We start from the raw sequence: 12,909 nt of genomic DNA on the forward strand, positions 1-12,909 counted from the left end.
CCGTATGAGCTCCCGTAGCCCGAATCTCATAGCCCGAGACATTCGCGAATATCCATCATGCTGCGCCGAAGCCACGTCTTCACCGTGTTGACGGGCGCCGCGAATTTCTCCGCCAATTGCTCGCGGCTCCAGCCGTTGTAATAGGCGAGAAGCACGAGCCTCTGACGGTCCGGCTCGAGCCGGCCGATACATTCCAGCAGCCGCTTCAATTCCTCGGTCATCTCCCTCCGCGCCAGCGGATCGGGGCTGTCGCTTGCGACTTCCATCGCCTGGGGCTCTTCCTCGATGGAGACTTCCGTCTTCTTGCGCACGATGTCGATGGCGCGGTTGCGCGCGATCGACGCCATCCATGTGATCGGCGACGCGAGAGCGGGATTGAACTGGCCGGCGCTGTTCCAGATCTTGACGTAGGTCTCCTGAATGACCTCCTCTGCGAGATCCTGTCGGCGCAAGATACGGAGCACGACGCCATAGAGTTTCGCGCGCGTGGCGACGTAGAGGCGCTCGAACGCGGCCTGATCGCCCTGCGCCATCGCCCCAATCAGCCCGACCAGCTCTGCTGGCGTCAGCATTCAGCCCCCCAATGCGCGGCCCGTCGCATTCCGCGCAGGCGCTGGCATTCCGCCACCATAGCGCGCGACAAAGCCGACCACCAAGGGGGCGCGGCGCCACACTGTGGACAGGGCATGCGAAAACCCGGACCTTGGGGTCCGGGTTCTGCAAATTCTCGCAGGTCTGGCGGCTAGCGTCTCAGGCGACGGCGCCCATGCGGGCACGCATCAGGCCGATGCTGTCGAGATCGGCCTGCTCGCGGGCGTTTTCCTCGGCGCGTTCGCGGGCCTGATCGCGCTCGTCAAGGAGCTCGACCTTCTTCAGCTCCTCGAAGGCTTCGGCCAGCGCAGCCTTGGCTTCGTCGAGCTGGCCCTTCAGCTCGTCGGCCGAGCGGGTCAGGTTCTCGCGACGCTGGATGGCAGCCTTGGCGTAGGTCGGATAGGCGAAGTGCGAGGGATCGTTGATCCCGGCGCGCTCCTGCTCGGTCGAGATCTCGCGTTCAAGATCGGTCGACATCCGCTGGAAGTCGGCGATCATGGTCTCGATCTGGGTGACCCGGCGGCGCTTCTCGTCGACCTGAAATTTCTTCAGGCGGATGAGTGTATCACGTGACTTCATCGACTCGTACTCCCCAGAAGTCCCTTGGCTGCACGTGGGACAACACCGGTCTCCCCACAGGCCCGACGGGGGCCAAGACCGGCTCTACTACTCTGTGGGATGGGATGATGACGGGACAAAGTTAGCGTTCCGTTTCCAAATCACCAAGGATTTGCGCCAACTGGCGGTAGCCGTCCGCCAGCGATGCATTTTCATCCTTGCGCTGGCGCAGGAAGGCCTCCAGCGGCTCGTGCAGGCGGATCGCCTCGTCGACCTCGGGGCTGGAGCCGGCGCGGTAGGCGCCCAGACGGATCAATTCTTCCATGTCGGCATAGGTCGCCATCACCGCCCGCGCCTTCTGGATGGTCGGCCAGAACTGCGGGTCGGCCGATTTCGGCATGGTGCGGGAGATGGATTTGAGGATGTTGATGGCGGGGTAGCGGCCGCGCTCGGCGATCGAGCGCTGCATCACGATGTGTCCGTCGAGGATGCCGCGGACGGCATCCGCAATCGGCTCGTTATGGTCATCGCCATCGACCAGCACCGTGAAGATCGCGGTGATGGCGCCCTCCCCGAGGCCCGGACCGGCGCGCTCCAGAAGCTTCGGCAGCTCGGTGAACACGGTCGGCGTGTAGCCCTTGGCGGTCGGCGGCTCGCCAGCGGACAGGCCGATCTCGCGCTGGGCCATGGCAAAGCGCGTCACCGAATCCATCAGGCAGAGGACGTCCTGCTCCTCGTCGCGAAAATACTCGGCGACCGCAAGCGTCAGATAGGCGGCCTGGCGGCGCATCAGCGCCGGCTCGTCGGAGGTCGCGACCACGACCACGGAACGGGCCAGGCCCTCCTCGCCAAGGTCGTCCTGCAAGAATTCCTGCACCTCACGGCCGCGTTCGCCGATCAGCCCGATGACGCTGACGGCGGCATCGACGTTGCGCGCAAGCATCGACAGCAGCACCGACTTGCCGACGCCGGAGCCTGCGAAGATGCCCATGCGCTGGCCGCGGCAACAGGTCAGAAAGGTGTTCATCGCGCGCACGCCGAGATCGAGCGGCGCGCCGACGCGCTTGCGCGAGTGCGCCGGCGGCGGCGAATTGCGGTACGGCATCGGCGCCGGGCCCTGCGGCAGCGGCCCCTTGCCGTCGATCGGCTCCCCCAGCGCATTGACGACGCGGCCGAGCCAGGCCGCGCAAGGCCGCACCTGATTTGCGGCATTGGCGATGACGGCCTTGCAGCCGCGCCGTACGCCGTCCAGACCGGCGAACGGCATCACGACGGCGTTGTTGCCGGAGAAGCCGATCACCTCGCAGGGGATGGAACGGTTGCCGCCGGTCTCGATCACGAGCCGCGCGCCGACCGACATCGCATGGATCGGACCGGCGACCTCGACCATCAGGCCGCGCACGCCGACCACACGGCCATAAATATTGATGCCGTCAATGTCGCCGATCTGTTCGGCAAGAGCCTTCACAAGAGGGCCTTCATGAGGTGATCGCCTTCATAATCCGGGGTTTCGTGGCGAGAACCTTAAGTTTCGCCATATTTCTGAACGGCGCTTAACTTCGTGTTTACCCGCATCGTTAATCATTGCGTCACTGTCTTTGTGACTGAGCGTGGCTCCCCTTCAGAAGAAGGCTGAGTCGCGGGAGTCGGTTAGGCCCGTCTCTTAAAGTGGAACTTGAACGCAACCGGATAACGAAAGCTGCTTCGCACACAAGACCTTAGGGCGATTCGACGAAAATTGCATCTACAGGGCTTGCGTTCCAGAATCAGAATTTGTTAACCATCTGTTGTCAGGATCCGAATCAGTTGTTCAAAGGCGTTTTGTTGTGTGCCGCGAATGCGGCCGACCTGACGCCCAGGAGCGGCGACTATGGGGAACTGGCATGCGCGTTTTGCTGATTGAAGATGACAGCGCCGTCGCGCAGTCGATCGAGCTGATGTTGAAGTCTGAGAGCTTCAACGTCTACACGACCGATTTGGGGGAAGAAGGCGTCGATCTCGGTAAATTATACGATTACGACATTATCCTTCTCGACCTCAACCTGCCCGACATGTCCGGCTACGACGTGCTCAAGCAGCTTCGGGTCTCCAAGATCAAGACACCCATTCTGATCCTCTCCGGCCTCGCCGGCATCGAGGACAAGGTCAAGGGTCTCGGCGTCGGCGCCGACGACTACATGACCAAGCCCTTCCACAAGGACGAGCTGGTTGCCCGCATCCACGCGATCGTGCGCCGCTCCAAGGGCCATGCCCAGTCGGTGATCCAGACCGGCGACCTCGTCGTCAACCTCGACACCAAGACCGTGGAAGTCGGCGGCCAGCGCGTGCATCTGACCGGCAAGGAATACCAGATGCTGGAGCTGCTCTCGCTCCGCAAGGGCACGACCCTCACCAAGGAAATGTTCCTCAACCACCTCTATGGCGGCATGGACGAGCCCGAGCTGAAGATCATCGACGTCTTCATCTGCAAGCTCCGCAAGAAGCTCGCGAATGCCTCCGAAGGCCGCAACTTCATCGAGACCGTGTGGGGCCGCGGCTACGTGCTGCGCGAGCCGCATGAGGTCGAAGAGCGCATCCCCGCCTGATCCTGGGTTTTACCCGCGAGCCCTTCGGGGCTTGCTCCTCCCAGCCTGGACCCCGCCGCAAATGGCGGGGTTTTGTTTTTTGGGGACGCGAACGGGGCCTCATCGTCCTTGCGCCGTTGAACCGCTATCCTTCCCCCGCCGACGAATGGTCGCTGCACGATGGGGGAACGATGATCCTGCAATCACTGACCGGCCTGCCCGCCTTCCTGGTCTATTTCTGCACCGGGCTGATCGCGATCGTGGCGTACCTGTTCGTCTACACCCGCATCACGACGCATAACGAATTCCAGCTGATCCGCGACAACGATCCGGCTGCGGCGATCGCACTCGGCCTCAGCCTGCTCGGCTTCGTGGCGCCGCTGGTCAGCGCGATCGCGCATTCGGCCAATGTGCTGGACTGCCTGATCTGGGCGATGATCGCGCTGATCGTCCAGATCGTCGTGTTCTTCCTGGTGAGAGTGCCGGTGCCGAACCTGTCGGCGCGGATTGCCGCCGGCGAACTTGCAGCTGCCATCTGGCTCGGGCTGTCCTCGCTCGCCGCAGGCCTGCTCAATGCCGCCTGCATGATCTACTGACATGGCCGGCAAGCCCTCCAAAAAGGAGTTCGGCAAGCGCCGGCCGGCGGCCGGACCGCCGCCTGCACAACAGCCGGTGAAGCGCTCCCGCCATGTCGCGCTGCTGGTGATGGGCACGATCGCGGTCGGCACCACCGCCTACACGCTGATGCCGCGGCAGAATTGCGAGCCCTCTCCTGCCGGCACGGACCCGGCGGTGCAAGCGAGCACCTCGTGCAGCAGCAGCCGCAGCTCCTCCAGCGGCGGCGGCAGTTCGTCGCGATCGAGTTTCTTCAGCAGCGACTCCTCGAGCCATTCCTCGTCCGGAACGTCGTCCGATTCAGGCTCCGGCGGCGTGAGCCGCGGCGGCTTCGGCTCGTTTGGCCATGGCTTCTCCGGCGGCGGCTGACCCATGCAACGCATCGTCTGCCCCGAGCGCGACGACTGGCGGCAGACCGCCGAACAATGCGGCTTCGCCTTCCACACCATCGACGGTGAGCGCTATTGGGACGAGCGCGCCTATTACGCCTTCACGCTCGACGAGATCGAGCGTGGCATCGAGGCGCCGACCGGCGAGATCGACGCGATGTGCCTGGAGCTCGCCGGCCGCGTGATCGGCGACGAGCGCCATCTGCAGCGCTTGAAGATACCGGAGGCGTTCTGGAGCCTGATCGCCGAGAGCTGGGCACGAGACGACCGCAGCCTCTATGGCCGGCTCGATCTGAAATTCGACGGCAAGGGACCGGCAAAGCTGCTCGAATACAACGCGGATACGCCGACCTCGATTTTCGAAGCCGCGGTCTTTCAATGGACCTGGCTCGAACAGGCGATCGAACGGCGCATCATCCCGTCGCGGGCCGACCAGTTCAACTCCATCCACGAACGATTGATCGAAGCCTGGAAGCAGATTGCCGCTAGCCGCCACGTCCATCTCACCGGCACCACGGGCAATGAGGAGGACGCCGGCACGCTCGCTTATCTCGAAGATACCGCGCGCCAGGCGGGACTGACGACCACGCTACTCGACATCGAGGCGATCGGCTGGCGCAATGATACCGGCGGCTTCGTCGATCTCGGCGACCGCGACATCACGCTCGCCTTCAAGCTCTATCCCTGGGAATGGATGTTCCACGACAGCTTCGGCGCAAAGCTCAGGGACGCACAGACACGCTGGATCGAACCGCCGTGGAAGGCGGTGCTCTCCAACAAGGGCATCCTGCCGCTGCTATGGGAGATGTTTCCGAACCATCCCAATCTGCTACCGGCGTTCTTCGAGGACGATCCGCAGGCAGCCGAGCTCGGCAGCTCCTATGTGCGCAAGCCGCTGCTGTCGCGCGAAGGGGCCAATGTCACGCTGGTGTCTGGTGGAATGCCGCTCGACGAGCAGGCAGGCCCCTACGGCGCCGAAGGATTCGTGCGGCAGGCGCTCGCGCCGCTGCCGAATTTTTCCGGCTTCTATCCCGTGATCGGAAGCTGGCTGGTGGATCACGAACCCTGCGGCCTGTCGATCCGCGAGGACGAAAGCCCGATCACCGGCAACGGCTCGCGGTTTCTGCCGCATGCGATCTTGTGAGGTGCGCTCTTCATTCCTTCTCCCGTTGTGGGAGAAGGTGGCGCGAAGCGCCGGATGAGGGGTTCTATCCGCGAGTTCAAGTGTCGGTGGGCTCGCGGATAGAACCCCTCACCCGTCTCGCCGCTACGCGGCGAGCCACCCTCTTCCGCAAGGGGAGAGGGGAAGAACGCATCTCAACGCGCCGCTGCTACCTTCAATGACGGCGGCATCAGTCCACCCATCGGGCGGCCGGAACGCGTCGGATTGAGCTGATAGAGGCCACGACGATCGGCGATCGGGCGGAACGCGTCGGTAATTCCGACGACGGATTCGGCGGCGCCCAACAGCAGCGTGCCGTCGGCTTCCAAAACCTTCGCCATGCGCTCGAAGATCACGGCCTTGGTGTCCTGGTCGAAATAGATCAGCACATTGCGGCAGAAGATCACGTCGAACGTGCCGAGATGGGAGAAGTCCTGCAACAGATTGAGCTGGCGGAACTGCACCATCGCGCGAATGTCGGCATTGAGCTGCCAGACTTCGCCCGCTTGCGTGAAGTATTTCATCAGGTGCTGGATCGGCAGGCCGCGCTGCACCTCGAACTGGCTGTAGACGCCGGCCTTGGATTTCTCCAGCACCTCCTGCGACAGATCGGTGGCGACGATCTCGATGCGCCAGCCGGCGAAGGCTGCGCCCATCTCCTTCACGCACATTGCAATCGAATACGGCTCCTGTCCCGTCGACGACGCCGCCGACCAGATGCGCAGCGACTTGCGCGCCGCGCGCGCCCGAAGCAGTCCCGGCAGGATCGTTTCGCGCAAGTGATCGAACGGGATCTTGTCGCGGTAGAAGAAAGTCTCGTTGGTGGTCATCGCCTCGACCACGTCGCTTGCAAGCCGTCCGTCGCCATTCCTGATCTTCAGCACGAGATCGGGAATCCCGGCGAGGCTCGCCTTGCGGGCCAGCGGCAGCAGCCGGCTCTCGACCAGATACTGCTTGTCCGGGGAGAGATCGAGGCCGGAGCGCTCTTTCAGGAATTTGCGCAGATAGTCGTAGTCAACCGGCGTCACGAGCGGTCTCCCGCGAACAGGCGATTGACCCGGGCGCCGATCTGGTTGAGCGGCAGGATCGCCGCACAGATGCCGGCATTGGCCGCTGCGCCCGGCATGCCCCAGACCACGCTGGAAGCTTCGTCCTGCGCGATCACGCTGCCGCCGGCGGCGACGATGTCCTTGCCGCCGCGCATGCCGTCCGAGCCCATGCCCGTCAGGATCACGGAGAGGATGGCGCCATGCCAGATGTCGATGGCGGACGTGAACAGCGGATCGACCGCGGGCTTGCAGAAATTGACGGCGGGACCGTCGTCGAGCGCGATCGCCACGTCGGCGCCGCTACGCACGACGCGCATGTGCTTGCCGCCCGGCGCAAGATAGATGCGGCCCGGCTTCACCGGCTCGCCATCCACCGCCTCGGCCGCCGGCTTGCGGCTCGTGCGTGCCAGATGCTCCGCGAGAATGGTGGTGAAGGTCGGCGGCATGTGCTGGGTGATCAGCACCGGGACGCGGTCGATCACGGGGCCAAGCTCGGCGACGAGCGCCATCAGGGCCTGAGGACCGCCGGTCGATGAGCCGATCAGCAGCACCCTCGGGGCTTGGGTCGAGAACGGACGCGTGGATAGCGGCGAGGACGACGACGCATGCAAAGCCGGAGCCGCCGCGGACGCGGCAGGCCGCGCGACAACCGGCCCACGTGTCGCCGGAGCCGGGCTTGCGGGCGCGAGCGGCGGGCTCGCAACCGCGGCCTTGCGGCGCAGCCGTGCGCCGAGGTGGCGGATTTTCTGGATCAGGTCGTGATGGAAGATGTCCGCAGCCGAAGCCTCGCGCGTCGATTCCGGCTTCGGAATGTAGTCGGCGGCGCCGAGCGACAACGCCTTGAAGCTGATCTCCGCGTTGCGGCGGGTCAGCGTCGAGGCCATGATGATGACGAGATCGCGCTTCTTCGCCAGAAGTTGCGGCAGCGCCGAGATGCCGTCGAGCTCGGGCATTTCGATATCGAGCACGGCAACATCGGGATTGATGCGTTCGATCTGGTTGACCGCCTCGAGCCCGGTGCGCAGCGAGGCCGCGACCTCCATGTCGTGCTCGGCGCCGATCCAGCGCGAGATCAGACCGCGGATGACGACGGAGTCATCGACGACCATCACCCGCAACGGTCCGGCTTCCCGCGACGAGCCCGGGGTCGAATTACCTGCGAACGCAACACTCATTACTCACCAACTCAGACTGAAACGGTCAGTTGAAAACAAACGCCGAAGGAGCCGTTCAGCCTCCAGGGCGGTCGCTCAGATAAGGCCGACTTCCTGGAATTTCGCCGTCACGATGTCCTTGTCGAAGGGCTTCATGATGTACTCGTTGGCGCCAGCGTGCAGCGCGCGCGCGATATGCGCGACGTCGTTCTCGGTGGTGCAGAACACCACCTTGGGCTGGTCGCCGCCGGGCATGCGCCGGAGATGGCCGAGGAACTCATAGCCGTCCATCACCGGCATGTTCCAGTCCAGCAGCACCGCATCGGGCAAGCCGCGCTTGCAGGCCTCCAGCGCCTTCTCACCGTCCTCGGCTTCGAGGATCTGGAAGTCGAGGCCCTCCAGGATCCGGCGCGCAACCTTGCGGATGACGCTGGAATCATCAACGACGAGACAAGTTCGCATGTGAACCTCTGCTTCCCCCCCTTTTGCGGGGGCACTTCCAATTGCAGGTACGTCGGCGGATGTGCCGGCGTATCAGGCCGCCATCATATCGGGCGCGAGCTCGAGGACGCGATCGACGTCGAGGACGACCATGAGCTGGCCGTCGAGACGGTGGACACCGCCGGCGAGCTTGGCCACGCGGGGGTCGAGATTGACGGGGTTTTCTTCCATGCCGTCCTCGGCGAGCCGCAGCACTTCGCCGATCTGGTCGATCAGGAGGCCGTAGGATTCACCGCGCAGGTCGACGCCGACCGCCATCGGGATCTTGCCGTCCTCGGGCTTGGGCAGGCCGAGCCGGGCGCGCATGTCGACCACGGTGACGATGCGGCCGCGCAGGTTCAGCACGCCCGCGATCTCGCGCGAGGACAGCGGCACGCGGGTGACGCGCTCGGGCATGAACACGTCCTGGACGCGGGAGATCGGCAGGCCGAACAGCTGGCCGCCGATCATCGCGGTGACGTATTCGACCATGGCGCCTTCGCCGGACTGGGTCTTCTTGGTCATGTGCGTATCTCCTGATCCCGCTGGTTACGCTGCTGCGCGGCTCAGCTCGGAGGCACCGGCGGCGCCCGCGGTCTGTTCCTTCAGCGCCGCGATCAGACCGGGACGGTCGAACTTGGCGACATAGTCGTGGAAGCCGGCCTGACGGCCGCGCTCGATCGCCGCCGGCGACACCAGCGCGGAGAGGCCGATGATCGGCATCGCGCCCAGATTGCTGTCGGAGCGGATGGTCTCGGCAAACTCGAACCCGTTCATGTCGGGCATCTCGATGTCGGTCAGGACCACGTCGAAGCTCTGCGCGCGCAACGCCGCGAGGCCCTCCTGCGCGGTCGGCGCGGTGCGGACGCGGTAGCCGGCGGCCTTGAGCACCGGGGCCAGCATGTTGCGGAAGAACGCCGAGTCGTCGACCAGCAGCACCGATTGCGAGTGCAGCGACGGTTTCATCTCCTTGCGGGTGAACCAGTCGGCGAACGCCATCGGCAGGAAGTGGCCGACGTCGATCACTTCGGTGGCCTGGCCCTTGATCACGGCCGAGCCGAGAATGCCGGAGGAGGATCCGCCGACCTCGATGTTGAGCCGTTCCTCGACGATGTCGATGATCTCGTCGACGACGAGGCCCATGGAGCGGCCGTCGTCGGAGAACACCAGGATCGGCTGGGCGCCCTGGCTCGCGATGGTGACGCTCTCCATGGCAACGAGCGGCATCAGCTGCTCGCGGTACTGCACCATGTAGCGGCCGTTCGAGAACTCGATCTTGTCGGCCGGCAGCTCTTCCAGGCGCGTGACGAGCCCGAGCGGGACCGCCTTGGGCTGGGACGAGCCGGCGCGGAACACCAGCAGCGAGGTGGTCTGCTCGCCCGATCCGATGCTGTGCGTCCCGTTCTCGCTGTTCATGTCATGGGCCGAGGAGCCGGCGGCGCCGAGCGCCTTGGCAATGCCGTTGGGGTCGATGATCATGATGACCGCGCCGTCGCCCAGGATGGTATTGCCCGAGAACATGTCGATGTGGCGCAGCTTCGTCGACATCGGCTTGACCACGATTTCTTCGGTGTGGAACACGCCGTCGACGACGATGCCGAAGGTCTGGCTGCCGACCTGCGTCACCACGATGAAGCCGTTCTCGGGATCGGAGACGGCGCCGTCGTCGATCTTGAGCAGCTTCTTGAGATGGATCAGCGGCAGCAGCTTGTTGCGCAGCCTGAGAACCGCGGTGTCCTTGATGCGCTCGATGCGGTGCTCCGAGTTGGCGCGGGCCCGCACCAGCTCGACCACGGAGAGCTGCGGGATCGCAAAGCGGTCGCCGGCGGCTTCCACGATCAGCGCGGAGACGATGGCGAGCGTCAGCGGGATCTTGATGGTAACGGAGGAGCCTTCACCGGCGACCGACTTGATGTCGATGGTGCCGCCGATCTGGTCGATATTGGTGCGCACCACGTCCATGCCGACGCCGCGTCCCGACACCGAGGTGATGGCGGCCGCGGTCGAGAAGCCCGGCGCGAAGATGAACTTGTGGATCTGGGCTTCGCTCATCTTCTCGAGCTCGGCCTCGGTGACCAGACCTGAGGAGATCGCCTTGGCCTTGATCCTGTCGGTGTTCAGGCCACGGCCGTTGTCGGCGATGCAGATGATGATGTGGCCGCCCTCGTGATAGGCGGACAGGCGAATGGTGCCCTGCTCGCCCTTGCCGCCGGCGAGACGCTCGGCCGGGGTCTCCAGGCCATGGTCGGCGGAGTTGCGCACCATGTGGGTGAGCGGGTCCTTGATCAGGTCGAGCACCTGGCGGTCGAGCTCGGTGTCGGCGCCGTGCATCTCCAGCTCGATCTGCTTGCCGAGTTCGCTCGAGAGGTCGCGAACGATGCGGGGCAGCTTCTGCCAGGCATTGCCGATCGGCTGCATGCGCGTCTTCATGACGCCTTCCTGCAGCTCGGCGGTGACGTTGGACAGCCGCTGCAACGGCACCTTGAACTCGGTGTCCTCGTTGCGGCGGGATATCTCCAACAGCTGGTTGCGGGTCAGCACCAGCTCCGAGACCATGGTCATCAGATGCTCCAGCGTATCCACGTTGACGCGGATCGACTGGTTGGCGATGCTGGCTCCCTCAGCGGCGCCCTCGTCGGCGATCGCCTTCTTCGGCACGGCCTTGTCCTTGGGCGCCTTGGCTTCCTTCGCTGCTTCCTTGGCAACAGGCACCGGGGCTTCAGCGGCAGGCGGAGGCTCCGCCTTGACTTCGGCCCTGGCAACCGGGACCGGCACTTCGATCGCGGTCTCGCGGAAGGCACGCTCGAGCTCGTCGAGCGAGACTTCGCCCGGACGCAGCGGACGCTCCAGGCTCTGGTCGGCCAGCACGCCGGAGGTCGGCGCGGCTTCGACGGCGACAGGCGCGTCCGGCACCAGCGGCGGCGCTTCGGCAACGGCAGCAGCAGCAGCGCCGGCCGGCATCGGCTGCGCCGAGCCTGACGCGATCGGCTGCGCCGACGCTGACATAGCGGCCATGCCCTGCTCGACCATCGCTTCCAGCTTGTCGATGAGATCGCGGTCGGTGCCCTCGGGCTCGGCTTCGGTCGCCTCCAGCCCGGCCAGAATTTCCTTGATGCGGTCGATCGAGGACAGGATCACCGTCACCGCCTGCCCCGTCACCGGCATGCCGTCACGGAATTTGCCCATCAGCGTCTCGCCGGCATGCGCCAGCGCTTCCAGTCGCGGCAATCCGAGGAAGCCGCACGTGCCCTTGATGGTGTGGACCAGCCGGAAAATGTTATCCAGGATCTTGGCGTTGTTCGGCTCCTGTTCGAACTTCACCAGCTGATTGTCCACGGTGTCCAGGCTCTCGCTGGTTTCCGTCAAAAACTCCCGCAACAGATCATCCATGAAAACAGGCCTTCATACAGGGAGGGCGCGCACACAAGACGTGATGCGCCAATTCGGAATGGGGCCAGCTTCACCGCAAAGCGTTTAATAATGGTTGAGTATGTGGAAAAGAACGGAACCAACAAAGAGATAAGGCGCTCCGGACAAGCCGAAGCGCCTCGTAAAGATTCGATTAACGTTTGAGAGCGGCGGCGTGTCTACGACGCGATAATGGTGATGGCCTCGCCTTCGTGCGCGAGCCTCACGGTCAGCCCGCAAGCCTCTGCCAACAGCCGCGTATAATAAGGCTGGATCGCATGTGCATCCGCAGCCGGGCCGCGCTCGCCGCTCAGGAGCTCGGAGATGTTCTGCGGCAGGCGCGCATTATGTCCGGTCGCGGTGATGCGGAAGCTCATGGTCTCGCCCTCGCCGATCGGATCGATCGTCAGCGTGCCGCCGCGCGGGATGGTGTGCTGCGAAACGACCAGCATGTTGAGCAGCAGCTTGACGCGATTCTTCGGCAGCAAGATCCGCGGCAGATTCCAGGTGATCGAGCACTTGCCGTCCTCGATGTGGCCGCGCGCCATGGTCTGGGCATCGCCGAGATCGATCTGCGCGCCGGACGAGCCGGCCGCACCAAAAGCGAGGCGGCAGAACTGGAGGCGAGCGGAGGCGGTTTTCGCGCTCTTGCGTATCAAGTCGAGTGCGAACTCGCGGTCGTCGGGCTTGGGATCGTCGTCGAGCACTTCGAGCCCATTGACGATGGCGCCGACAGGGCTGATGAGATCGTGGCAGACCCGCGAGCACAGCAGCGCAGCGAGTTCGAGCGCATCTGGAGCGGTGGCGGTAGCGGGTGACGAAGCGTCAGACATAAAGGGTTCCTGGAATTGCACGGCGCGGACGCGGCGAATCAAGCATGCTTGACGAATGCCGCAGGTTCTAACATTCGCTGGCACGTGGCAGCTAGCTTGCGATCGG

13 protein-coding genes are annotated in these 12,909 nt (G+C 64.5%); 4 read left to right on the forward strand and 9 right to left on the reverse strand.

Annotated features, from left to right (window positions below; all coding sequences use genetic code 11):
• Positions 1 to 26: 26 nt before the first annotated feature.
• The 3 genes from IVB07_RS30510 to fliI all read right to left on the reverse strand — a co-directional run bounded on the left by IVB07_RS30510 (position 27) and on the right by fliI (position 2,617).
• A complete protein-coding gene (locus IVB07_RS30510; RefSeq protein ID WP_018455718.1) occupies positions 27 to 572 on the reverse strand; it encodes a sigma-70 family RNA polymerase sigma factor in 546 nt (181 codons plus the stop codon).
• 178 nt (positions 573 to 750) lie between these two features.
• Entirely contained in the window at positions 751 to 1,170 is a 420-nt protein-coding gene (gene fliJ / locus IVB07_RS30515; RefSeq protein WP_007606301.1) for a flagellar export protein FliJ, read from the reverse strand.
• A gap of 121 nt (positions 1,171 to 1,291) precedes the next feature.
• Positions 1,292 to 2,617, reverse strand: a complete 1,326-nt coding sequence (gene fliI / locus IVB07_RS30520) for a flagellar protein export ATPase FliI (protein ID WP_018455719.1) — start codon at positions 2,615 to 2,617, stop codon at positions 1,292 to 1,294.
• Positions 2,618 to 3,032: 415 nt separating this feature from the next.
• On the opposite strand from fliI, the gene IVB07_RS30525 reads away from it, so the two are divergent.
• The 4 genes from IVB07_RS30525 to IVB07_RS30540 all read left to right on the forward strand — a co-directional run bounded on the left by IVB07_RS30525 (position 3,033) and on the right by IVB07_RS30540 (position 5,861).
• Positions 3,033 to 3,734: a response regulator transcription factor gene (locus IVB07_RS30525; protein WP_007600544.1), complete on the forward strand. Its 702-nt coding sequence runs from the start codon at positions 3,033 to 3,035 to the stop codon at positions 3,732 to 3,734.
• A 170-nt stretch (positions 3,735 to 3,904) separates the two neighbouring features.
• The gene (locus tag IVB07_RS30530; protein ID WP_247294700.1) at positions 3,905 to 4,309 is read left to right on the forward strand and encodes a DUF350 domain-containing protein; all 405 of its coding nucleotides are present in this window, start codon (positions 3,905 to 3,907) and stop codon (positions 4,307 to 4,309) included.
• Position 4,310: 1 nt separating this feature from the next.
• Positions 4,311 to 4,697: a hypothetical protein gene (locus IVB07_RS30535; RefSeq protein WP_247294702.1), complete on the forward strand. Its 387-nt coding sequence runs from the start codon at positions 4,311 to 4,313 to the stop codon at positions 4,695 to 4,697.
• A 3-nt stretch (positions 4,698 to 4,700) separates the two neighbouring features.
• Positions 4,701 to 5,861 carry a glutathionylspermidine synthase family protein gene (locus tag IVB07_RS30540; protein ID WP_247294704.1) on the forward strand — a complete coding sequence of 387 codons (1,161 nt, stop codon included), beginning with the start codon at positions 4,701 to 4,703 and terminating at the stop codon, positions 5,859 to 5,861.
• A gap of 173 nt (positions 5,862 to 6,034) precedes the next feature.
• Here IVB07_RS30540 and IVB07_RS30545 read toward each other — a convergent pair whose 3' ends face one another.
• The 6 genes from IVB07_RS30545 to IVB07_RS30570 all read right to left on the reverse strand — a co-directional run bounded on the left by IVB07_RS30545 (position 6,035) and on the right by IVB07_RS30570 (position 12,803).
• Complete coding sequence (locus tag IVB07_RS30545) at positions 6,035 to 6,907, reverse strand: protein-glutamate O-methyltransferase CheR (RefSeq protein ID WP_085357855.1); 873 nt, start codon at positions 6,905 to 6,907, stop codon at positions 6,035 to 6,037.
• Positions 6,904 to 8,103: a chemotaxis response regulator protein-glutamate methylesterase gene (locus IVB07_RS30550; protein ID WP_247294705.1), complete on the reverse strand. Its 1,200-nt coding sequence runs from the start codon at positions 8,101 to 8,103 to the stop codon at positions 6,904 to 6,906. The genes IVB07_RS30545 and IVB07_RS30550 overlap by 4 nt, the downstream gene beginning before the upstream one ends.
• A 75-nt stretch (positions 8,104 to 8,178) precedes the next feature.
• Positions 8,179 to 8,544 carry a response regulator gene (locus tag IVB07_RS30555; RefSeq protein WP_007600538.1) on the reverse strand — a complete coding sequence of 122 codons (366 nt, stop codon included), beginning with the start codon at positions 8,542 to 8,544 and terminating at the stop codon, positions 8,179 to 8,181.
• A gap of 72 nt (positions 8,545 to 8,616) precedes the next feature.
• Positions 8,617 to 9,087, reverse strand: coding sequence for a chemotaxis protein CheW (locus IVB07_RS30560; protein ID WP_247766823.1), 471 nt, complete (start codon positions 9,085 to 9,087; stop codon positions 8,617 to 8,619).
• A gap of 24 nt (positions 9,088 to 9,111) precedes the next feature.
• Entirely contained in the window at positions 9,112 to 11,952 is a 2,841-nt protein-coding gene (locus IVB07_RS30565) for a hybrid sensor histidine kinase/response regulator (RefSeq protein WP_247363751.1), read from the reverse strand.
• Between the two features lie 197 nt (positions 11,953 to 12,149).
• Positions 12,150 to 12,803: a histidine phosphotransferase family protein gene (locus tag IVB07_RS30570; protein ID WP_018458347.1), complete on the reverse strand. Its 654-nt coding sequence runs from the start codon at positions 12,801 to 12,803 to the stop codon at positions 12,150 to 12,152.
• Positions 12,804 to 12,909 lie beyond the last annotated feature (106 nt).

The organism is Bradyrhizobium sp. 172 (assembly GCF_023101065.1).
Lineage (GTDB): Bacteria > Pseudomonadota > Alphaproteobacteria > Rhizobiales > Xanthobacteraceae > Bradyrhizobium > Bradyrhizobium canariense_D.